Raw genomic sequence first — 22232 nt, 5'->3', positions numbered from 1 at the left:
TTAGTTCCGCAATTCCACATTGCTTGTCAATTCGATCGTATGAAATCTTCCACCCGAAAGATCGCGATTCCGCGTGCGGCCAATCATTTTTATTTGTACAAGTTTTATGTTGTGCAGATCGGAATCAGCCACGGCCGAAGGTGATCCTGACATTGTGAGTTCGGTATTCGAATCAACGAAATACCGGAACGATAACTCCAGAACATCTTGCGCAAGCACGTTATCAGATAGTGCGGGAGGATCGGGAGTAATGGAAATCGGTGGTCTGAAAAAATTCCCGGACGGCGCGGTTTCCAACCCGGGATCATCGCTGAATTGCCTCAAAATTAGCTGGTTGTTATCCAGAAAAAAAGCAACATCTTCGTACTCGTCGTTCAACAATCCGTCGGCATTTTCGTTTTCATTGTTTCCATCGCCCGCTGTACCGGAAGCATCACAGTCGGTGATGCTGAAAGTATCGCCATCGGTATCGTCGCAAGTGAAACCGTCGCCATCCAGATCTGCAGGGTCATGAAAATCCTGTGGCAAATCCGAAATCAACCGGATGCGGTTTTCTTCTGCGATGTAGACACGCGGCACGCGCTCCAATGCAGGTTTGTTGCTGCCGGCGGATCGAATTGTTCGAACAACGGTTTCCATGGCAGCGCGAACCTGATGATTCATTACGGTGATTTCCTGTTGCGCCTTATGAACCTTTGCGTGCTGATCAAGAATCTGATACAACCCGACAATCACCATCAATCCAAGAACAATCAGCACCAAAACCTCGACAAGGGTATAACCGCTTTGATATTGCATGCTTAAAACAAGCTCGCAATTTGCGTGCGAACGATGGTTTCCCGTCCCTTAGCGCCCATTTGCAAACGTTTGCTGACGACGCGAACAGCGATTTCTTTTAGTGGAACTCCTGCGATCGATCCGGCGTCTGTAATTTTCCAGAAAACGCTATAGACAACGGCATTCGGATGAAATTGAGTTGGATCGGAAACGATCACCGAACTTTCCAGTTGAGCACTTGCAATGGAATACCCGGACTGTGCTGTGTTTAAGTCTCCTCCAACCGGCAAGTTTGCGTAGCGCGAATCGTAAAGGTCCTCAAGTACCTGTTCTGCTACCGTGTAAATTTCCGTGTCATCCTTTGTCCGCGCATTCACCCAGACGCTTGATGCAAATAGCTGCGCCAGCGCAAGCGCGCCGACCGCAAGAATTAGAACTGCGACCAGAAGCTCAATGAGCGTAAATCCAGCTGTAGCGCGAGCGTCCCGCCTGCGGAGCTTGGATTCTTTTATTTTTATTGAACCTGTACCCATGTTCCTTCATCGCCGTTATGCAGTCCGATGATTCCACCTTGTTCCACACAAATGGCCCTCCTCATTCCCTGCTCATTTTGCAAAACAATACATCTCTCTTCCTGCGGAGTGTTTACCAGCGTTCCATTGCGACCAAATATCATCGTGACTTGATCGGAAGGCACATCATCGGGATCGGCGCCGCTTGGCAGATTGGAAAACAGCCCGGTTGTAATGAATTTGCCGTACTGTAGAGTGACTGCAGTACGGCTTAACGAATCCGTATCTTGAACGCCATTTCCGTTCAGATCGCAGTAAGCCGAATACCAGTTTCCATCGGGAGCGGACGGCTCTGTGCCGGCGGCTAAGTAGGAATCAGTGGAACGATTGTATTGAAACGAATAGGTAAAGTTAGAGGAAGTGGCTCTCAACCGTGTGAGAGCCACTGTACCTAGAATTTGTCTAGCCTCGCCTTCTAGGCGATATTTCTGAAGCAATCGATAAAAAGTGGGGACTCCGCCCGCTACCATGACCCCAAGAACCGCCACAATAACGAGCGTCTCTAAAAGAGAAAATCCCTTATACTCCCCACTCTCACTGACCATTTTGTGTCTTCGCATCTTTAGCAATGGCAACTTCCGTACCAGGCTTTTATCTGAAGTAGCGCGGGCGTCCCGCCCGCGAGCAGCCGCAGACGAGACGTCCGCGCTACTTTACTCCGTGATTCTGTGATGAAACTTTGCAAAAGTTGCAGTAATTTTTGCAATCGATCTGCAATTTGCAATAAACTAAGGACGGGTGTCTGAATATTTCACCGCAGAGACCGCAGAGATCGCAGAGAGAATTTAAGAATTGTTTTTAACGTTGCGTTCTCAGCGTACTCTGCGGTGAGATCCAGAGGGAGGGGTATAAGAATTGCAGCCCATGCCTCCTCTTATGCGTGGAGGGATGACTGAACTACCGGAACGGGGCAAAATCCTCATCATTGAGAGCAGTAGTTCGTTGCGCAATGCCCTTACCGAATTCCTGACAGAACACTATCTTGTTCAAGGAACCGATTCCATTGCGAGCGGTCGTGAAGAAGTCGGACGATTCCAGCCTGACTTAATTCTCCTGGCAAAGGAATTGGTGGACGAGTCGGGAATCGAAACTCTTTCTTCGTTGAAATCTGTCTCCCACTCTGGTTCCGCGATCGTGTTACTTTCCGGACATACCACTATTGATGAAGCTGTCGCAGCTATTAAGGGCGGAGCGGCCGATCTCGTATCCAAACCGATCGAGCCGGTCCGGTTGCAACAGATCATCGAACAGAACTTGAAGCAAATTCAGCGCAGGAAAACTTTGCTGGATCTCCCTCAATTTCCCGATTCGACTGCCAAGGAACAGGGCTCCTGGTCCTTTTCCGGGAATCTGGAAAATGTATTCATGCCGGATCTCCTGCAGTTCCCGAGCTTTTCGCAGCTCACAGGAACGCTGGAAGTTCAGTCGGGATTGGTGAATACAAGCATATTTTTCTTGAATGGCGAGATCTTGTCCGCAGGTTCCTCCGATCCGCGAATGTACCTGGGCCAGTTTTTGTTGCGAAATGGAATTCTGGATGAAAACAGGCTTCTAGAGTTAATCGTAAAACAGGAACAGGAACGGGTTTTTCTGGGCAAACTCATTATTCAAGAAGGCATTTCGGATGAAGCCACCATCAGCGAAATTCTGATCAAGAAAATCACCGAAACAGTAACGAACCTGTTTCTGCAAAAAACCGGAGTCTATAATTTCTATCAGAATCTGGTTCCTCCATACATCTTTCACATGGTCAATGTTCCACTCATTGGTTTGATCATGGAGGGAGAAGTAAAAGCGGAAATGTGGCACAAGATCCGCAAAGTCGTTCCGCATTTACGGATGATTGTGCAAGCGGTCGCTTCCTGGGATCAGCTCTACATCGGAGATTCGGCGGCTTCCGCAGAGACCGTTCGCTGGATGCTCACCGGAAGTCATACTGTGGAAGACATCTTATATGAAACCCATACAAGTGAATGGGAGCTCCTTTCCTACCTCTATCCGTTTTATGAGAAAGGGTTGATCCGTTTCGATCCGGCGCCTGACGCTTCTGAACATTCGCTGGAAAAAGCTGTACTCGAACAATCGCTAGAAAGAGTGCGGAGGATGCTGGTCTCCGGCGACTATGAAAAAGCCGTTCGTTTGTTATACCGATTGGTGAAGGAACCGGATTGTGATCTTCATTTGACCCTTCCTTTGCTCGAAGATGCTGAACAGCGATACAAGTCCTGGTTCTATTCGCATGTTCTGAGGGCTCAAGACATCCCGTTGCTAAGATCACGGCCGAAATGGAAAGCTGCCCATCAAGCGATGGAAGTGTTTCTGTTGAATCGCATTAATGGGATCCGCAACGTGAAGGCACTCGTCAATCTTGCTCCCGCCCGTGAAGTGGAAGTTCTAGCAGCATTACAGCACCTGCTGGAATCTGGTTTTATTGAAATTTTAAATGCAGCCGGATCCTCAGGTGAAATCCCAAATCAGCGTGAATTGGTGATCTCAACTCCTGTTTCTCCGCGAATCGTAGAACGAATCCTGAGTGAGCTCCCTGTTGGCGTGATTACTCTGGATTCACAGGGACAAATTCGTTTTGCAAATAAGTATTTCCTGAAGATTGCAAACCTGAATCAAAAGGATTTATTGAATCAGGATATCTCATTGATTTTTCCGGATCTGAAACTGGATGCGATTCGCGATTCGTATGAAAGGGAATTTGTCTGGGAAGGTCCTGGCAGTTCTTCAGCGATCAAAAGGTACTGGCTTTACAGCACGCATACGTTTTCCCATGGATCGAACGACATGACGATTCTTGTACGCGACGTTACGGAGAGCCATCGCCGCGATCTTGAGAATTTCCGGAAGGACCGGCTGACTTCACTCGGTGAATTCGTTGCCGGCATGATCCACCAGCTAAAAAACCCCGTGATGCTGCTCGAAACGGGAGTAAAACTCCTGTCGATGGATGATCTGGATCGCAAAGATTTGCGGGACATCGGACAGCGAATGGAAAAGAACGTAGAACGGATTCGCAATTTGATTTCGGATACGTTGAACTATGTTTCGATGGATGAATCCGCCTTTACGTGGCTCAACTTGAATGAACTGATTGAAAAAACCTTGCCCATGTTCCGCGAATCTCCACAAAATGAAGAGGTAAAATTCCACTTCCAACCCCTACCGGAACCGCCTCTAATCCGCGGAAATGTTGTGCAGATCCGGGAGGTGCTGATCAACTTGATCAACAATGCTCTTCAGGCCATGAAATTCAAAGGACAATTGCAAATAACAACGGATTTACAGGAAGAATTGGAAGGGGGAATCTCACGAAAATATCTTTTAATGGTTGTATCCGACACGGGCGGAGGAATGTCGTCCATCGTTATGGAAAAAATTTTTACTCCTTTTTTCACGACGAAAGCCGCTGGAAAAGGACTCGGTCTCTCTTTTGCAAAACGCATTCTGGAAGAGCAGGGTGGTTTTATGCGGTGCTGGAGCAAAGAGGGGATCGGCACGCACTTTTACGTGTACTTCAAGATTGGGGAAAAGGATGCCTTCTATCTTGATCGTAGATGATGAAGAGGACATCCGCTGGAGCCTCAAGCAGATACTAAGGGATCAGGAGAATCATTTTCTGGAGGCAGAATCGGGACGAGCTGCGCTGCAAATTCTGCAAAAGACCACTCCCGATATTGTGATTCTTGATTTACGGATGCCGGAGCTGGATGGTTTAGACACTCTGGAAAAACTTTTGCTAATTGAACCGTTCCTTCCTGTGGTAATTCTAACGGGAGTGGATTCCGTCAAAAGCGCAGTGCAAGCCATGAAGGTTGGCGCAGTGGATTATCTTGTTAAGCCCGTGAACCATGAAGAATTGAGGATTGTTGTCAGCCGTGCGCTGGAGCATGTTCGTTTAAAGCGCGAAGTCCTCAACAGCCGGAGCCTGTCGGACAGCACTCACTATGTATTTGGCAGAAGTGAGATCATGCAAAGACTGAATGAAACGATCCACAGTATTGCCGGCCGCGATGTGCGCGTGCTGATTCAGGGGGAAAGCGGCACCGGAAAACAGATGGTGGCCGAGCAACTGTACTTGCTGAGTCCTCGAAGCGACAAACCTTTCGTTACCATTGATTGTGGTGTTCTGCCGGAAACGCTCATGGAAAGCGAGTTTTTCGGTTACGAAAAAGGAGCTTTTACCGGAGCGTCCACGCGCAAGATCGGTAAACTGGAAGTGGCGAAAGGTGGCACCCTCTTTCTGGATGAGATCGGAAATATGAATATTGCTCTTCAATCGAAATTGCTGCGCGTTCTGGAAACGGGCCAGTTCGAAAGGCTCGGCGCGAATTCCTCTCTCCTGGCCGATTTTCGTTTGATCATTGCGACCAATTCCAATCTACAGGAAATGATCCGGAGGGGAGCCTTCCGCAGCGATCTGTATTACCGCATTAATGTTTTTACGATCGAGATTCCACCGCTGCGAGATCACCCTCAGGACATTCCGGAGCTTGTGGAATTTTTTAGAAACACGTTTAACCAGAAACATGACAAGAAAGTTGTGGACGTCTCACACGAATGCATGGAGATGCTGATCCGTTATCAGTGGCCGGGAAATATCCGGCAGCTCAGAAACGTTTTAGAACGCGCCATATTGCTTGCAACGGACCGTATTCTTCCGATTCACATGCCTCTGGAGGTGCAGAGGCATGACCAGCAAGTGTCATCCGTTGATAGGATAGCCAATGTGGAAGTGGATCTCCAGACATTGGAAGAACGCGCGCTTCGCGAGGCCCTGGAACTTCATCAATGGAACAAAACGCGGGCTGCAGCGGAGCTGGGAATCAGTCTGCGCACGCTTTATTACTGGCTCAAACGCTATAACATCGCCCGAAAGTAGCGCGGGCGTCTCGCCTGCGAGAGCTGCGCAGACGAGACGTCCGCGCTACTTCATCGCCAGAATTTCTTGCACTGCGCGATGTGCCTGATCGATTGCACAATCAAGGTAGGAATAAGCGCCTGCGTCGCTGTTCGCTATTGCGATTCGCCCGCAGGGTTTTCGCGCTAAAACACAGGGACCCTCCTTACCCTGTAACCAGAAAGGATCAAAAAGCGAGTTGTACTGATAAGCGTATCCATGCGGCCACCGGTGAACGGCGATTCCGGTGATGTCCTTCGCAGGATCGAATCCACCTGGACCCAGCATTGCGGTGAGCTGTTCTCTGATATTGCGTTCGAAAGTTGTAAAGTCCGTTTCCAGAAGTTCAGTTCTGCCAAGCCTGTGCTGGTGCTTTAAAGGAAGTCCCGGTCTACACGGAGCTCGAAACATTCCGATTACCATAGGTTCGTCAGGATTACTGGTGGTTTTGTATCCATCAAACTGAAGCGGCATCGCAAGATGCGTGTGCGAAAAATAACTGCCCGGTGCGTAAATGGATTGCACTCGGAGTTTCACCCAGGGTTGCCAATTTCGAACGGCTACGCGTGTATAACTCAGTGGTACTTTGATCGCATAAGCAAGCGCAGTTTTTTGCTCCCGCGAAAATTCGGGACATATATAAGGAATTACTGTATGCCAGCAAGCAAGCACGCATTTTGATGCGCGAATCTTTTGCAGTTTTCCCTTTCGCACATAAATCACTTCTATTTCATTTTCATCTGTCTGCTTGACGTGGACAACGGTGCTGGAAAGACGGATTCGAGATGTGTTGTTTTCCAGGTCGAGCTTGTTATAACGCGCCCTTGCCATCACGATGTCATTTGCGGTTTTGCCTGGAATTGCTTCCGGAATTAATTTACGAACGAGCAAGCGTGCAATAGAAGCGTTTCCATCCGGAAAATGATAAAAATATCTTTGCGCTTCTTCGTTGGGGATGGAATCGCGATTCATGCCGATGCCCGGTTCAGGATCCAGATTCAGTCCCTGGAAACCGGGATACGAAAATCCCCACGCGTCTTGCGCTGGCAGAATGTCGATCCCCGCCCCGTACAGGGAATGCGGCCGCGCCTGGAAAAAGGGAAATATGCCAGGGTCACATTTCACGAAATCGGTCAAGTACTGCGCATAACTGATGCGGGCAAGTTTTCCTTTTTTCTCAACAGAGCTAAGTCCCGGCATGTAATCCGTTGCGTCACTGTACAACCGCTGTAAGTCTTTTTTCACCAATTCAGACATAGGCGTCTGTTGTAAAAAGGAAGGCCATGCGTCTTTCGCAACTTCAGCAGCGCCCAGATAATCCGGCTCAAAAGGATCCGGAACGAGACGATCGATTCCGAAAGACGCCCGGTCAAAAAAGAAGCGCGCGCTCAGGCCTAGTGACGAGTAAGAATTCCGAACAAAGTGATTGGCAAAACTCTGTACATCGATCCCCAGTTCTTCAATCAGTGCTTTTGAAGTTTTGCTGTACGGGGCCGGACTTTCGATTGCATAGCTTCCCCCATACGTCAAAAGGAATGATTTTCCGGCAGTAAACTCCTGACGCCGCGCGTGGCCTCCAAAATCATCGTGGTTATCCAAAAGGAGAACGCGGGCTTTTGTCCCTGCTTCCTTTAGAAAGAAATGAGCGGCGGACAATCCGCTAACTCCTGCTCCCACAATGACAAGATCGTATGTTTCCTTCGTATCTTCCGGCTCGCCGTAATGGCTCCAGAGATTCCCATCCCGCAACTGATGTGCAACTTCGAAAGAACCATCGTTGCTTCCACGCATTCCGGTCAAAGCCGGTGGATAATCTCCTGCGTCTGCATGCAGCTCGGGAAGCCAGAATGGCAGTGTGATAGATGCGGCGGTTGCGCGGGCCACACCATTGAGAAAATCACGCCTGGTGATGCGGCGCATCATGCCCAATTGTCTATCGTTCGATTCAGACATTTTTGATCTGAGTAGAATACCTTGAAATGGTATCATTCCAAGATGAAGCAGATCACACAAGAGCAAATCGAGAACGCACTGGAATCATTTGAGACTTTCACGGAAGCGGATATCCAGAAATTCATGAGGACGTTTCAGAAAAAACAGGAACCTTTGCTTGTCTACATTGCCGCAGTTGCTGAGCGGGAAGAACTGAATGAAGAAGAATACGATTTATTGATCACGATGGTTTTGCTCACCTGGCAATTAATTCGCTTGAACTTTCCAAAGATGAAAAAGTTGACCATGAAGCAACTCGAAAGAATGGATGATCTGCTTTATGAAAGGCTAGCGAATGATCCCAATTCGATGCTTCAAGCAGTTCACGATTATCCCCAGCCGTTCCTTCATGAGGCCGTTCTTACAAATGTAATGGAAGCGGAGGAGGCTGTGAGAGAGGATCGAAAGGGAATCATCTACTTCACACTGAAGAATGTTATGGATGGGATGATCAGCGGTTTGTAACGCCAGCTTCCAGTTGGCAGAGCGTGCCGGCAAGATGCCGGCGTTACAAATTGCTGCCGGCTCCACGGATCTCTCTGGATTTCTCTGCAAGAATTCTGATCAGATGATCAGGATCGACCGGTTTTGCTAGCTTGATGAGTAATGCATCATTGTGCGGTCCTTCCTGATTGAGGGAGACGTATCCGCTCAGAGCAATTACAGGAATCGATTGAGTCTGTGGTTGCATGCGCAGAGTGCTGATGAAAGCATATCCGTCCTGTTCCGGAAGACCGATATCTGTAATGACTATCTCGGGAAGCCAGGATTCCATCACGCTCAACGCTTCGTTTACACTTCTGGCTGTTCGAACTTCCGCCTGGTTCAGTTTCAGCGTGAATTCGAAAAGTTCCAGGATCAAAAACTCATCTTCAACAACCAGAACTCTGAGACCATTCAGGGACATATTAGAAAAGTAGCGCGGGCGTCGTGCCTGCGCAACCGCAGACGAGACGTCCGCGCTACTTTGTTTACTATCGCTTTAATAGATACGCCTTTCTTTTTGGTTCATTGAACTTCTCGATTGCGTAGCGCAGCATCGTCCGTGGCATAATCGCTGCATGTTTATCAAGAAAGGCTTCTAAAACTTCAGGGGCCCGGTTGCCGACTTCACGGAGCATCCATCCGGATCCTTTATGGATCAGATCCTCTTTGTCCTTCAACAACCGTGTAGCGATGCGCAGAGTCACGCCATATTCGTTTTGTTTGATAAAGGCCAGAGTTGCGATGATTGCAGTTCGTCTTTCCCAGAGATTGTTTGATGCAGCCAACTTGTCCAGGATTTTTGTATCCTTCTTCAGCAAATAACCTCCGATCAGGAGAGGCGCTGAACAATCTACGAGATCCCAGCTGTTGATTGACTTCATGTTGTTCAAATACAGCCGGTGGATTTCTTTACGCTTTGGTTCGGCACCGGATTTGAATTGAAGATTCAAGATGAGCAGGGCAAGAACACGTTCTTCATGAATGGGAGAATGAAGCAATTCCAGTATGTCTTTCTTGTTAAGATCGCGATATTGACCGGCAAGTTTTCTCAGATCCGGAACGGTGTTGCCCAGAAAAAGGTCCCCGGCGCCATATCCGCCAGGGCCTGTTTTGAAGTAGCGGAGAGAAACTTTTGCGCGTTCAGGATTTGCAAGTTCCCGCAGTTTTCGTTTGATCTCGTCCAGCTTTTTTTGAACAGAAGATCGCAAAGGACGCAAAGATAGAGATTTTTTTTCTCTTCGCGACCTTTGCGGGCTTCTGTTCAAAATCACTTTTTTATTTGCTTTTCGATTTTTGCCCAGGTATCCCGGAGCGTGACCGTTCGATTGAAAATCAACCGATCTTCTGTGCTCTCAGGATCCAGACAAAAATATCCCATGCGCTCAAACTGAAAAGAATTACCGGATACAGCCGTCCGGAGGCTCGGTTCCAGGCGGCAATCTTTCAGCACTTCGAGCGAATTAGGATTCAGATTGGATAGATAATCCTGTCCTTCGCCCACATCATCAGGATCAGCTTTGGTAAACAGGTGATCATAGAGCCGTACTTCTGCTGGAATGGAATGAGCAGCGGAAACCCAGTGGAGTGTGGATTTGACCTTGCGACCGTCAGGTGCATCACCTCCTTTTGTTGCCGGATCGTAAGTGCAATGCAGTTCCACAATATTTCCCGTAGCCGGATCCTTAACAATCTCCTTACAGGTGATGAAATAAGCGTATCGCAACCGCACTTCGCGGCCAGGCGCCAACCGGTAAAATTGTTTTGGCGGATCTGCGCGAAAATCCTCCTGTTCAATGTAGAGTTCGCGTGAAAAAGGCACTTTGCGGGAGCCCATCGCAGCATCTTCCGGATTGTTGATGCAATCCAACTCTTCCATCTCCCCTTCCGGATAATTCTCAAGGACCACTTTGAGTGGCCGCAGAACTCCCATCACTCGCGCGGCCCGTTTGTTTAAATCTTCGCGCAGAAAATATTCCAGCAGTGAAATCTCCACAACGCTATCCGCTTTGGTCACGCCAATCCGGTCACAAAACGTCCGGATCGCTTCGGGAGTGTAACCGCGGCGCCGTATTCCTGACAGAGTCGGCATACGGGGATCGTTCCATCCGCAAACAACTCCGTTGTTGACCAACTGCAGCAATCTTCTTTTACTCAACACAGTGTAGGTCAGGTTCAATCGCGCAAACTCAATCTGCCGGGGATGATGAATCTTCAGCTGATCAAGAAACCAGTCATACAACGGCCTGTGATCCTCGAACTCCAGCGTGCAGATGGAATGCGTGATTCCTTCAATGGAGTCGGATTGTCCGTGCGCCCAGTCATACATAGGATAGATGCACCACTGATTTCCTGTACGCGGATGGTGCGCGTGAAGGATTCGATAACAAACCGGATCCCGCAGGTTGAGATTCGGCGAAGCCATATCAATCTTTGCACGCAGCGTCCGCAAACCGTTTGGGAATTCACCCTTCTTCATCCGTTCAAACAAATCCAGATTTTCTTCGATGGAGCGATTTCGATAAGGAGATTCTCTTCCGGGCTCGGTTAACGTTCCTCGATATTCCCGGATTTCGTCCGCGGTAAGATCGCACACATATGCCTTTCCCATCTGAATCAGTTGAACAGTCCACTGATACAGCTGTTCAAAATAATCGGAGGCGTAAAATTCACGATCATCCCAATCGAAGCCGATCCATCGCACATCCTTTTTTATCGAATCGATGTACTCCTGGCTTTCTTTGGTGGGATTTGTGTCATCGAAACGCAGATTGCAGAGGCCGTTGTAATCGCGGGCGATTCCAAAATTCAAACAGATCGATTTAGCATGCCCTATATGAAGATATCCATTCGGTTCGGGAGGAAATCTCGTTTGCACTCTTCCCTGAAACCTTCCCGTTTGATTGTCTTCGTCTATGATTTCCCGAATAAAATCGGATTTAGTTCCAACCTGCTCTGTCATTCATCCCTCATGCGAATGGACCATCGACTCTCCCGCCTTATAGAGGAGGGGGATGGGGGGAGGTTGGAAAAAAATCTTCATTCCAACCCCCTCCTAGCCTCCCCCTTCATAAGGGGGAGGGACACGTATCAACTTCCTTTTAAAGTCCGCGCCACATTGTAACTCAGTTTTTAGCTGGCATAATAGCCGGTGCGATAGCGCAAATGGATTCCTTTTCGCTTGCACTGGATCTTGATCTTTCGAAAAGAGCCGTCCAGTTTCTGGTTGGTCGACCGGTAAGCAAGATAATATTGACTGCGCACGAAACTCCGAAGCAGTTCACTCACTTTTTCTGATTCTTTTAGATTTTTTGGAAAGAAAGCGTACCCGGCGGTTTTCTCGGCAAGAGATTGGAGTATCTCCCTTCCACGAAACATCGGTATGGCGGGCAAGTTTTTCACCTTTCCGCGCATTCCAACGACGGGCGCATTCGCAACCGTTCCCAGGACAATCACCGTAAGATCGGGGGTTCGTGAAGCCATTTCAACAACTTCTTCCAGTTTTGTTTTGCTCATGTTGTCCTGACCATCGGAAGAAAGAAGCAGAATCTTACGGCCAGAGTGCCCATTTAGATCGGTGATTGTCGTAGCAACCGCATCGAACATGGCTGTCTGCCACCAGCGGGGTTGCATTTTTTTCAATTCATCGCGAATCGTCTCTTTGCTCGATGTTAGTTCCGTGGATTTCAAGATATCGCTGAACTGCACGAGTTTCACACGGTCCAGTGGTCCGAGCTCTTCCAGCAAAGTCAGACCCGCATCGCGAGCAAGATCCAGTTTTCGGACCTGTTCTACCTTGGAGTCCATGCTGGCACTGTTGTCCACAACCAGTGCTAGAATGAGTGGGATTTCATTCCGTTCACCCGCAAATGCGCCGAAACGCTGGATCTTTTGTGAAACTCCATCTTCCATAACTGTGATTTCATCTTGTTTCAGGTCAGTGATGAAATGTCCTTTCTGATCGGTTGCGGTGAAGTACAAATCGACCAGATCTACAACAAGTGTTTCCTGAATTTCCGCGGTTTCAATTGTGATTGCGTATAGGAGAAGGAAGACAGGCAGCAAGAATCGTTTCATAGGGTAAAAATGTAGATTTCAGCCGCAAAATTAGCAAGGGTTTGGGAGAGGTTGTTTTAGCAAAGTAGCGCGGGAGTCTCGCCGGCGGACGCGGACGTGACGTCCGCGCCACTTTGTTTAATTATGTCTCTGAGCTTCCCGGCTGGCGTTGGTTTCCGCAATGTTATGCGACATATGTCGTCTTAGATCTTCCTCCAGATCCACCACACCCTTTTCAGGTTCGACACCGACAATAGACATAGACCATTTCACCACCCAGCCAGCCTGAAATACCAATCGCGCAGACACCGATGAACGAAAGTACGACGGGAAGCAGCACACCCGCAGGGCTTGTGTATCTCAGCCAGAGGTTGAAGACAAACAGGATAACTGCGCCAAGATTGATCATCATGTGAAACAATCCGATCTGCTTGATTTTCGGGTCTTTCATGGAGATCAGATCAATAAAACCGGGGATCGCGGCGAGCGACGCTCCCACAATACCCCCCGCCATCGTGTAGAAGGCAATCTGGTCCCAGACCGCATTCTCCCCGAAGAAATAAAGCAGGTCACATACAAATGTAAAAATCCACAATCCAATGGTAAGCGGAACAATCATGGGGTGTACGGGATGTTTCCCGATCTTTGCTCTCGCAGCCATAAATCCTCCTATACCTGGCAATATAGGTCTAAAAACCGGTAGGGGCAGGCCTTGTGCCTGCCCGCTCAGGGCGACCACAAGGGTCGCCCCTACTTAAAATGATCGGTACGAAACTTCACCCATTGATCCGCGGTCATCGGTTCAATCTTCATCAGCAGAAATTTAAAACTGCTCCAGTTTGGATTATCGGGAAGCGCAATCTCGACATCTTCGAAATGCCCTTCCGCCTTATTGACCCACAAAAAACCTCCACGGTTTTCCAGTCCGGCTCCATCGATTCGATACTTCAGGCAATCCTTTTCATTTCGCTTTTCTTCGCTTACATACTCCACGTTTACTTCGCCCCGGTACTTCACACCTGGACCTTCCTCTGCAAAAGTGGGATCCGCAATTCCCACTTTGAATGCTTCGGTGGGATTTTTTAGGTGACGGGTAAATCGAACAAATGAATTGTTTGTCATGTTAATTAGTCTCCCCGCACCGGCAATAGCAAAAGGATTGCCAGATAGAAAATCACATGCTGTGAGAGAAACTGCGGCTCCGATTTTCTTGGCTATTACGCAAAACAATTTGCCGTTTGGCAAATTTGTAAAGGCATCCCGGATCCATCTTCGGCCGCCCTTCTGCCGCTCCAATAGAGGTTGGAAATATTTTCTGACGCATTGGCACGGCTATCACTCAGCGCGTTTTCCGAATGACAGTGATGGAGGAATCGAATGGAAGTGAAAAAAGGAAACGCAAATTTGTACGCACAGGCTCAAGTTCGCTGAAACGAAGGTAACGGAAGAAAAGAAGGCGAAGGCTCAGGTCGTCACTGCAAAGGCGCCCGCTGCTGGCAGCGGCACATCGATCAAAGCCGAGTCTCAAATATCAGCGTCTGCCATGGACTGTTTCATGTCAAAGTGAATGGTAAAGAGGATTTCATTCAGGGTTCAGGTGGATTTAGTAGCCGGTCGTTGGAGAATCTTGCAATATCATTATCCGGAACCGGAATCTCTTGAGAGAATGTGAATCAAGATATTAAGCTGCATGAGCATCTTTTCTCTTTGGTAAAACAGCACTACGGTTTTCACCAACAGATGAATCTTCCGCTTTTCGGTTAAGATTCCGCCCACCTTAGCTGGCCTCTCTTTTTATCTCACTCGAGACTGAAATCGATTTTATGAGCATGGCACAACGCTTGCTCTAACTCGATCTGCACATGGAATAAGGAGAAGAAAAGCGATGGATGTGAAATCAGGAAAGGCAAATTTATTTATCCAAGCTCAACAAGCAGCTTCGCGTGAGCTAAAGATAAGACAAGAAACGAAAACAAGCGTGCGAAATTTTGTGCTTACACTTATTGTGTTGCTTTCTGCCTTCGTGGGAAGGGGGATTGCTCAGCAAGGCCCTGGGGGCGAAATTCCGGGGACTTTACGAGATGCCCTCCAAACCACTGCAAGCCGTAGGGCCGCTGAAGATCGAATCAAGCTCAAGTGGGATGAACTTGGAGGTGCTCCGGGGCAACAGAGTGTTCCCGGGGAAAGCGGTCTAATGGTAATCCGGGACGGTTACTACCGGGAGTATGTCGGCGGCGGAAGGATTTATTACCGTCCTACTGATAAGAAGGCCTTCTTTGTCTACGGCTATATTCACGAGAAATACAGGCAGCTTGGCGGTTCGGCCAGTCGACTGGGATGGCCAACTTCGGACGAACAGACGTTCACTGAAGATGGTCGGGTCACAAACTTCGAAGGCGGGACGATTTATTGGTGGCGCGATACCGGCGCATTCGAGTTGTCTAACATCGTGGTGCGTTATAAAGGTCTCTATTGTTTTGGTGAAACTGATAATGATCAACTTTCGGAATCCGATGAACCGTACGTGATCTTCGGGGTGGTACCGCCCCCAATCATTCAGGACGGCAAAGCAACCGTACAGACTTCTGCTCCGCGGACGGATATTTATACAAGGGTTGATGCTGGCGATTCACGCGCAGATAACATCGAGTTCTACCGTGGTTTGCCCTATGGAATGTCCCTTTCCACCACTCTGTTTGAACATGACTTTAGTGATCCCGATGAATACCGGGGTGTTGTCAAGGCGTTGGCTGACAAAGCGGCCGGAGGACTCGTCGTGGCCGCCGAGAAGGTTCCATACGTTGGCCCAGCGTTGGCTGTGATAGCGGATAAAGTTTGGACCGTAATCGGAGACGACGTGGTGGGCGAGATACACGAGGCTTTAGACACGAAGGACGACAACATTGATACGAAGTCCGTTGTCATCACGGCCAAGCAGATGGTGACTCTCGCGCGCGTGGCGAGACAAAAGCAGGGAGACGTCGAGTGGAATCTGGAATCGCCGCTGCTGAGTGGCGATGGTTCGTCGTACAAGGTCTATTTCAGCATCGAGGCAGTCGAGCCACCTGTTGTGGCAGTTGCGGAAGAGATCGCAGAGGGACCCCAACAGTTCATCGGTACGTTTGAGACGACGCCAGCGAATTACCAGCCGATGTGGGTATACGCGATCAAGAATGACGGCGATCTGGTTTGGTATCGGAAGGATAGCGGCGAGTCCGCATGGCAGGGGCCGAAAAAAGTTGGCAACGGCTGGAATTTCAAAGATGTAATTCCTGCCGGCGGCAATAGCCTTTACGCGCTCACTGAGGACGGCAAGTTGATGTGGTATCAGCATACGGGATTTAACGACGGCACTATTAATTGGAAAGCACCGGCTGAAGTGGGTCACGGATGGACATTCACTAAGATTTTTTCCGGCGGCGAGGGAATCATCTACGCGATCACGCAAGAGGGCAAGTTGCTCTGGCACAAGCATAACGGCTACATGACCGGCGCTGGCCTGGAGACGCCTGGCGCGTGGGGAAGCACCAAGGAAGTCGGACGCGGCTGGAACGGCTTCCAGCAGGTGTTTTCCGGCGGCGGCGGAATCATCTACGCGATAACGCAAGACGGTAAGCTGCGTTGGTACAAACATAACGGCTATCTGAGCGGGGCGGGACTGGAGACACCCGGCGCATGGGAGGGTCCGAAGGAAGTGGGGCGCGGCTGGAACGGCTTCCAGCAGATCGTGCCGGCTGGCGATGGCGTCATTCTGGTTATCCAAAACGATGGCAAGCTTCGCTGGTACAAGCATAACGGCTATATGACCGGGGTAGGCCTTGAGACGCCCGGCGCATGGGAAGGCCCAAAGGAAGTGGGCACTGGCTGGCAGAGCTTCAGGAAAGTCTTCGCCCTCCTCCCGGCATCATCAGCCCCGGTCGTCCGATGAATGTTCCGACAAGGTAAGAAAGTTCACTTCCCCGATAAGGATGGGTTAACCTTATCGGGGAAGACTCCAAGAAAAGTGATTCAAGCACTGCAGATCCGTGCACATTTCTGTTGCGCTCTGGTGGCGCAGAGCGCGCCCTTCTTGCATTGCTTGGCGATCCAAACCGCGATCGAACCGCTACTTCCGGATATTCCTTGCAAAAATTTTATGGCGACATAACGATTGAGTTTTTCAGCTTTCGCTAGGAATACAACTTCCGTTCCGCCCTGTCCCAGTAAACATCATTCGACAGCGATCCAAAATCCAGTAAGGTTGAATTTGCGGTACTGTCAATGATGCGCCATCCACGGGACATCAGCGTGAAGGTTCATCGAAACCACGGATGCAATGGGAAACAGATCTGGACCGTAAAAGAATATTCGACAAATGCCTATGTGCAACGTATCGAGGAAAGTTATTTTTGCTCCGCGCTCAGTCCTCATGCGGACCATCATCGAAGGCGGCAGCGCAAGAAGCCGAAGCAACTTTTGATCAAGCTTTTAAATTAAACAGCTTTCACAAGAGAAAATTTAACAGCGACCGGGATAAGGCGAAACTTTTTGCCCATCCTGCTTCTTAAATCTCATCTCTCAAATTGAGATTTTTTACCAAACGATAGAGATAATTCGGATGAATCCCGAGACGCGATGCGGCTTCGTTATAGTTTCCTTTCGTTCCCTCAAAAGCCTTCAGCACTAGATCCCGTTTGAACTGCAACAGCGCATCCTGATAGGAGAGGGGACCTTGTTGTGATAGGGATCGCCTTTCCAGCAGGGCTTCCGGGAGGTCTTCCAACTGGATCCATTCCGAAGTGCCCAAAGCGATGGCTCGTTCGATGGCATTTTGCAGTTCGCGAACATTGCCCGGCCAATCGTATCGCAGCAAACATTCCTTGACTTCCGGAGAGATACCGAGAATCCGGCGTCCGATTTTCTTCGTAAACCGGGAGACAAAATAATGCGACAGCAGCAAAACGTCTTCAGAAAGCTCACGCAAAGGGGGCATCGTAAGCGTGACAACTTTAAGGCGATAATAAAGATCTCTTCGGAACTTGCCCTCTTCGATCATTTTCTCCAAATTCTGATTTGTAGCCGCAATGACTCGTATGTCTACAGTTACCGCGCGCGTTCCACCTACACGTTCGAACTCACGCTCTTGAAGGACCCGAAGCAGTTTTGCTTGTAAGGCGGGAGCAAGCTCGCCGATTTCATCCAGAAAAAGAGTTCCACCATCTGCGGATTCGATCTTCCCCTTCTTCTGTTGGAATGCGCCGGTAAAAGCTCCTTTTTCAAAACCAAACAATTCACTTTCCAATAAGGATTCCGGAATCGCAGCACAACTGATTGAGATCAACGGACCGTTGCGCCGAGCACCGGCTGCATGAATGGCTCTGGCCGCGAGCTCTTTTCCCGTTCCGCTTTCACCATAAATCAAAACGGTAGTATCCACCGGCGCGATTCGGGAGATCAGCTGCAGAACTTTGCGCACCGCTTCGCTCTCTCCGACGATCGGACCGCTCACCACTAACCTCTCATTCAGTTGTTGGTTTTGAAGCCGCAGGTCCTCCGTCTCACGAAGATGATGTAAAACCGGAGAGGTCAGAGCGGCAACAGCAGAAGCGATCTGCAAATGATCCTCTGTAAATCCAACGGCGTTAGTCGTATCCATATATAGCAGACAGACAACAGACTCTAGCCAGATAAACGGAACGCAGATTACAGATTGAATCTGACTTCCAGAAAGAGATTCCGGAAGCGCAAAATTAGAAGCGAGAATGGCAACCTTTTCATGGATTACTTTTTGGCTGAGACTTTCGCTGAATTTTTGAACTTGCTGCTTTGTGAAGCGGGAAGCAGAAATTCTTGTCCCCTTTGTTTCCAGGATTGAAACGTTTTCATATGGTATGAATTCCAGAAGCAGATCGAATAATTTTTCGCAAAAAGCAACGACGTCAGTTGCGCCGGTAAGGACATGGCTGATACGGGTGAGTACTTTCGCAGATTTTGTTGCGAAAGAAGGGGTGTCTCCAAGGTAGACAGAGTCCTCAATTCGCAAGGCCTGAGTTGAACCGGCTTCAAGTGAATCATCGACAACGGGAAAATCGGGAAATGTTGAATCCTCGTTTAGTAGAAAGAGAAAAGTGGAGGTGCCGATTTCGATTCGATCACCATGATTCAGGGTACGTTCATGAATCGGAATCCCGTTAACAAATACACCATTCCGGCTCTGCAAATCGCGAACGACATAACTGTTATCTTGTTTCTCAATCGAACAATGTTTCCGCGAAAGGAGCAAATCGCCGATATAAACAGCATTGCTTCGCTCCCGCCCCAGCACAATCGGTTCGTTCGGAAGCTCAATCCGGCTGCCTTTGATCGGGCCAAACATGCAAAGCAAGAAAGGATTCATCCGCTCCATTATTTCCCAAAGTCAGTCACATCGCAAAGATTGATACGCGACGGTCGTTTCCGAGCCTACGATACATCTGGGTCGGGCTGCCATAGTGGAACGCGCTGTTTGAAATTAAGGAGCGGTACCCACCATGGGCAATGCAAACTGGAGCAAAAGTCGGTCGTTGCTCCATTGGGAGCGGGCGGGATCGGGTAAACCTGCTCGAGAAACTTGGATCACCTCTTCCCCAGAGCAAAGTCATCGATTATTCGTTGAAAATCGCAAAAGGCCTGGCGGCCGCGCACGACAAAGGAATCATCCATCGTGACCTGAAACCTGAGAATCTGTTTGTCATCAATGATGGTCGTGTGAAGATCCTGGACTTTGGAGATTGAAAAGTGCCTGCGAAGCCTGATAAATCAGTACAGCTACGATCCTTATTTAGCTTCCCAACTAATGGGGACGTTCGGCTTCCAATCCCGCGGCTCGGGGAGTCCACTCAAAGGCAATAATGTTCCTTCTGGAACAGCGTTAAATTTAGCCTGGCGGATTTCAACACGATGAAAAAAATTTTGTTCCAATGGAAATCGAATCTCGCCAGGCCATTCCAAAAGTACAAAGTGTTTGAACGGGATGGTCACGCCTTGAAGCGTTTTGTACGAGTCGTAGTAGATCGTTCCCGCAGCAGCCGGAAATGCCTGACGGACAGTGTAATGACACATGGTGACCAGGCTGGTCTCGCGATCGATCCACAGAACAAACTGATCATAATCCCGGTTCGCGTCCAGACTACCCCATGTTGAATAAACGAGATCATACGTTTTGCCCTTCTGCTTTCCTTCTCCCGCATAAGTAACAAACTGGGCAGACGCGAGTCGGAAGGGAAGCTCATTGAAATACTGTAGAGAGGGAAGATAGAACATCAATAAAGGGTCACTGGATTTTGCCAACGGAGAATTCAAATCCTGTTTCTTGTAACCCTGCCAGGATTGTACTCCGAGGATCTGGTCTTTCCAGTCTCCATCCAATAACTCCATCCTGGATGTGAATGTGCCCAGCAAGTACTGTCCTTTGAAGCTTTGTTCCGCAGTCGGCCACCATCGATTCTTCTTGGCCCAGATGTCAATCGCTTCAATTTCAAGCGTCGAATGGCCTTTCCACTTTTCAAATCCGAGCCGGTCGAGCGCTTGTTGAAGAATCTCTTTTCCTTTTCTAATATTTTCTACTGCCGCTCCCTGCGCCTTGACATGAGGCGTAGAAATATCAACCAATTGATTCATATCCATCTGGTTCTGGGCTATTGAAGGCTGCATGGAGAGGAGCAAGACAATTAAAGAACCAGAAGTCAGAAGTTTGCCGGATCGTGCTGCGCGCTGACGATAATGCAGATTTTTCAGAATGATCTTCATGCGAATTTAATCCTCCGATCAACAGAGATTAGCAACCGCGAATCCAAAGGAATTGTATAAATTTTCCACAAGGAAGGTTCCTAACTTCTGAAGAGATTTTTAACTAAAGCGAGCCGACCGGCTATTGCCAGAAATCCATTCGCTGTTTCCTTAACCCAGCTTCCTGGTAAAACGGAAGATATTTGTTCCCATCTTCCCCTTATATATGTACGTCCACTTCTGCGTTAGGTGATCCTTATCCTCCAGCAGGACTTCCAATCCCGTGTTGTGCCAATCCTCCGGAGACCGCATTCCAGTCACACGCAGCAGAGAAAATACCAGGGGTTTACCCTGCGGCTCTTGGATTGCCTTCGTGATCATTTGTGGCTGATTTCCCGCGCTGCAGTAATGCGTCGCAATCAAGTGGTTTCCCTCCACGGAGAACATTGTGATCATGACAGGTCCCTTGGCCGGGCGAAATTCTTCCATCAGGGCGGAACCGTCCGCGGTGAGAGTGTAGGTCAGCGTGATCTCAATTCCATCCTGCACCCCCTTCCATTCTCCAACCAGCGATGATAGCTGCTCAAAGGCGACGGCGCTTTTCGATTTTTTCGCCAGTTCTGTTGCCATTCCTGCAGGCTTCGCGTCAGGTGGGCCGTCACTTTCCGACACGGAATAAGCCCGTCGTCGCATAAGATGTTTTTCTTCGAGCCGCCACGTTTTGCCACTGTCCCGAGACGTTTCCCCTCGCCAGACAAAGGAGTCGGCTTTGATATCGTTAAATGACCAGCGCAGTGTCGAACCCTCATCGTCTTCACCCCGGAGAACAATGCTGTCTCCTTCGGCTCCACCTTGCATTGTAATGCTCCCGTAATTAGGGTTCACAAAAATCACCCGCCACATCTTGGATTTAGGATCGAAAAAGCGCACCGATGTGCCAATACTCCTCTCCTTCGTTCGGTCCTTCGGGTAAGTGATCCAGATGTCCTGCAGAACACGACCATCAAGGACCCATCCGAACAGGATCTCGCCCGACGAATGGCGGGTGGTTCCATCATCGTTGTAGAAGGTGAAATCGCAGTCCCAGGCGCCGACGAAGCGATCGAACAGCCGCGCTTCATCGCCGATCGAGGAATGAGGTCCAGAAGCAGCAAGCGTTGTAATCATTGCTTTTCGGGGATCAGTTGCCGGCTGAGCTTCCGACCACTGGACAGCGCCGGCGATTATAACGTACAAAATGCTTGCTGCCGCCAATGAGTTTGTGAACGAACCAGGCGGGCTATCGTTGATCTTGTGGTTTTTCATCATTTGGAACTACCTCCTGGCCGGAAGTCTAGTTCGTAACAGCGGTATGCCGCTATCAATTTCTTGCGGGTTTTGCTTCCATTCCGGGTACGTTACTTCTATTCCATTTTCCCGGGACAATTCTCTGCCAAATTCATCATACGAATGGGTTCAATCGACTCTCTTTTTCAGCAGATACAGATCAGCCTTGCCGGAGGCTTTTGCGTAAACTACTTTCGAAAGATCGGGCGAAAAATCGTAAGCATTGCCAAATAAAAGCAACGGAAATGCAAATGGAAGTTTCAGCACGAACTCAGATTCACCCCTGAGCTTTCCATCGACGAACCCTTGTCCGTAAAAAAGAATTTCATCCCGGCCGGCTAAATAGATTGGCGGTTTGATATCGCGATGGATGA

At 49.0% G+C, this 22232-nt stretch carries 19 protein-coding genes; 5 read left to right on the top strand and 14 right to left on the bottom strand.

All coding sequences use genetic code 11. The annotated features are described in order from the left end of the window. Genes L0156_21295 through L0156_21285 form a run of 3 tightly spaced genes read right to left on the bottom strand, consistent with a single transcriptional unit; the run spans position 1 to position 1909 of the window. Complete coding sequence (locus L0156_21295) at positions 1–798, bottom strand: hypothetical protein (GenBank protein ID MCI0605528.1); 798 nt, start codon at positions 796–798, stop codon at positions 1–3. A 2-nt stretch (positions 799–800) separates the two neighbouring features. Continuing rightward, positions 801–1310, bottom strand: a complete 510-nt coding sequence (locus L0156_21290; GenBank protein ID MCI0605527.1) for a prepilin-type N-terminal cleavage/methylation domain-containing protein — start codon at positions 1308–1310, stop codon at positions 801–803. Continuing rightward, positions 1292–1909, bottom strand: a complete 618-nt coding sequence (locus L0156_21285) for a hypothetical protein (GenBank protein MCI0605526.1) — start codon at positions 1907–1909, stop codon at positions 1292–1294. The genes L0156_21290 and L0156_21285 overlap by 19 nt, the downstream gene beginning before the upstream one ends. Positions 1910–2237: 328 nt before the next feature. Between L0156_21285 and L0156_21280 the strand changes: the two genes are divergently transcribed. Beyond that, complete coding sequence (locus L0156_21280; protein ID MCI0605525.1) at positions 2238–4916, top strand: ATP-binding protein; 2679 nt, start codon at positions 2238–2240, stop codon at positions 4914–4916. After that, the gene (locus L0156_21275) at positions 4891–6237 is read left to right on the top strand and encodes a sigma-54 dependent transcriptional regulator (GenBank protein ID MCI0605524.1); all 1347 of its coding nucleotides are present in this window, start codon (positions 4891–4893) and stop codon (positions 6235–6237) included. Before L0156_21280 ends, L0156_21275 begins: the two co-directional genes overlap by 26 nt. Before the next feature lie 45 nt (positions 6238–6282). Here the strand turns inward: L0156_21275 and L0156_21270 are convergent, their stop codons facing one another. Continuing rightward, on the bottom strand, positions 6283–8208 hold the full coding sequence (locus L0156_21270; GenBank protein MCI0605523.1) for an NAD(P)/FAD-dependent oxidoreductase: 1926 nt from the start codon (positions 8206–8208) through the stop codon (positions 6283–6285). Between the two features lie 42 nt (positions 8209–8250). On the opposite strand from L0156_21270, the gene L0156_21265 reads away from it, so the two are divergent. Continuing rightward, positions 8251–8712, top strand: coding sequence for a hypothetical protein (locus tag L0156_21265; GenBank protein ID MCI0605522.1), 462 nt, complete (start codon positions 8251–8253; stop codon positions 8710–8712). Positions 8713–8755: 43 nt separating this feature from the next. Here the strand turns inward: L0156_21265 and L0156_21260 are convergent, their stop codons facing one another. The 6 genes from L0156_21260 to L0156_21235 form a co-directional block, all read right to left on the bottom strand. Continuing rightward, entirely contained in the window at positions 8756–9154 is a 399-nt protein-coding gene (locus L0156_21260) for a response regulator (GenBank protein ID MCI0605521.1), read from the bottom strand. 67 nt (positions 9155–9221) lie between these two features. Next, positions 9222–10001 (bottom strand): DNA alkylation repair protein, encoded by a 780-nt coding sequence (locus L0156_21255; protein ID MCI0605520.1) that lies wholly within the window; start codon positions 9999–10001, stop codon positions 9222–9224. Further along, entirely contained in the window at positions 10001–11692 is a 1692-nt protein-coding gene (locus tag L0156_21250) for a glutamine--tRNA ligase/YqeY domain fusion protein (protein MCI0605519.1), read from the bottom strand. Before L0156_21250 ends, L0156_21255 begins: the two co-directional genes overlap by 1 nt. Positions 11693–11862: 170 nt before the next feature. Beyond that, positions 11863–12807, bottom strand: coding sequence for a VWA domain-containing protein (locus L0156_21245; GenBank protein ID MCI0605518.1), 945 nt, complete (start codon positions 12805–12807; stop codon positions 11863–11865). Positions 12808–13021: 214 nt separating this feature from the next. Further along, the gene (locus tag L0156_21240) at positions 13022–13447 is read right to left on the bottom strand and encodes a DUF2231 domain-containing protein (protein MCI0605517.1); all 426 of its coding nucleotides are present in this window, start codon (positions 13445–13447) and stop codon (positions 13022–13024) included. 89 nt (positions 13448–13536) lie between these two features. Beyond that, positions 13537–13908, bottom strand: coding sequence for a hypothetical protein (locus L0156_21235; protein MCI0605516.1), 372 nt, complete (start codon positions 13906–13908; stop codon positions 13537–13539). 763 nt (positions 13909–14671) lie between these two features. On the opposite strand from L0156_21235, the gene L0156_21230 reads away from it, so the two are divergent. Further along, entirely contained in the window at positions 14672–16714 is a 2043-nt protein-coding gene (locus L0156_21230; GenBank protein ID MCI0605515.1) for a hypothetical protein, read from the top strand. A 615-nt stretch (positions 16715–17329) separates the two neighbouring features. On the opposite strand, the gene L0156_21225 is transcribed toward L0156_21230, so the two are convergent. Further along, positions 17330–19162: a sigma 54-interacting transcriptional regulator gene (locus L0156_21225; protein MCI0605514.1), complete on the bottom strand. Its 1833-nt coding sequence runs from the start codon at positions 19160–19162 to the stop codon at positions 17330–17332. Between the two features lie 140 nt (positions 19163–19302). On the opposite strand from L0156_21225, the gene L0156_21220 reads away from it, so the two are divergent. Next, positions 19303–19539 (top strand): protein kinase, encoded by a 237-nt coding sequence (locus tag L0156_21220; GenBank protein MCI0605513.1) that lies wholly within the window; start codon positions 19303–19305, stop codon positions 19537–19539. A 42-nt stretch (positions 19540–19581) separates the two neighbouring features. Here the strand turns inward: L0156_21220 and L0156_21215 are convergent, their stop codons facing one another. The 3 genes from L0156_21215 to L0156_21205 all read right to left on the bottom strand — a co-directional run. Beyond that, entirely contained in the window at positions 19582–20553 is a 972-nt protein-coding gene (locus L0156_21215) for a hypothetical protein (GenBank protein MCI0605512.1), read from the bottom strand. Between the two features lie 150 nt (positions 20554–20703). Then, positions 20704–21840, bottom strand: a complete 1137-nt coding sequence (locus tag L0156_21210) for a hypothetical protein (protein MCI0605511.1) — start codon at positions 21838–21840, stop codon at positions 20704–20706. 147 nt (positions 21841–21987) lie between these two features. Further along, on the bottom strand, positions 21988–22232 hold a 245-nt coding region (locus L0156_21205), incomplete at its 5' end, for a hypothetical protein (GenBank protein MCI0605510.1).

It is taken from the genome of bacterium (assembly GCA_022616075.1).
Classification (GTDB): Bacteria; Acidobacteriota; HRBIN11; order JAKEFK01; family JAKEFK01; genus JAKEFK01.
The sequence above is the reverse complement of the archived record's forward strand: the minus strand, read 5'-3'. Positions and strand labels throughout refer to the sequence as shown.

Coding starts and splice junctions, on each gene's coding strand:
- L0156_21295 (MCI0605528.1), bottom strand. CDS start 798: ATGCAATATCAAAGCGGTTATACCCTTGTCGAGGTTTTGGTGCTGATT.
- L0156_21290 (MCI0605527.1), bottom strand. CDS start 1,310: ATGGGTACAGGTTCAATAAAAATAAAAGAATCCAAGCTCCGCAGGCGG.
- L0156_21285 (MCI0605526.1), bottom strand. CDS start 1,909: ATGCGAAGACACAAAATGGTCAGTGAGAGTGGGGAGTATAAGGGATTT.
- L0156_21280 (MCI0605525.1), top strand. CDS start 2,238: ATGACTGAACTACCGGAACGGGGCAAAATCCTCATCATTGAGAGCAGT.
- L0156_21275 (MCI0605524.1), top strand. CDS start 4,891: ATGCCTTCTATCTTGATCGTAGATGATGAAGAGGACATCCGCTGGAGC.
- L0156_21270 (MCI0605523.1), bottom strand. CDS start 8,208: ATGTCTGAATCGAACGATAGACAATTGGGCATGATGCGCCGCATCACC.
- L0156_21265 (MCI0605522.1), top strand. CDS start 8,251: ATGAAGCAGATCACACAAGAGCAAATCGAGAACGCACTGGAATCATTT.
- L0156_21260 (MCI0605521.1), bottom strand. CDS start 9,154: ATGTCCCTGAATGGTCTCAGAGTTCTGGTTGTTGAAGATGAGTTTTTG.
- L0156_21250 (MCI0605519.1), bottom strand. CDS start 11,692: ATGACAGAGCAGGTTGGAACTAAATCCGATTTTATTCGGGAAATCATA.
- L0156_21245 (MCI0605518.1), bottom strand. CDS start 12,807: ATGAAACGATTCTTGCTGCCTGTCTTCCTTCTCCTATACGCAATCACA.
- L0156_21240 (MCI0605517.1), bottom strand. CDS start 13,447: ATGGCTGCGAGAGCAAAGATCGGGAAACATCCCGTACACCCCATGATT.
- L0156_21235 (MCI0605516.1), bottom strand. CDS start 13,908: ATGACAAACAATTCATTTGTTCGATTTACCCGTCACCTAAAAAATCCC.
- L0156_21230 (MCI0605515.1), top strand. CDS start 14,672: ATGGATGTGAAATCAGGAAAGGCAAATTTATTTATCCAAGCTCAACAA.
- L0156_21225 (MCI0605514.1), bottom strand. CDS start 19,162: ATGAATCCTTTCTTGCTTTGCATGTTTGGCCCGATCAAAGGCAGCCGG.
- L0156_21220 (MCI0605513.1), top strand. CDS start 19,303: ATGCAAACTGGAGCAAAAGTCGGTCGTTGCTCCATTGGGAGCGGGCGG.
- L0156_21215 (MCI0605512.1), bottom strand. CDS start 20,553: ATGAAGATCATTCTGAAAAATCTGCATTATCGTCAGCGCGCAGCACGA.
- L0156_21210 (MCI0605511.1), bottom strand. CDS start 21,840: ATGATGAAAAACCACAAGATCAACGATAGCCCGCCTGGTTCGTTCACA.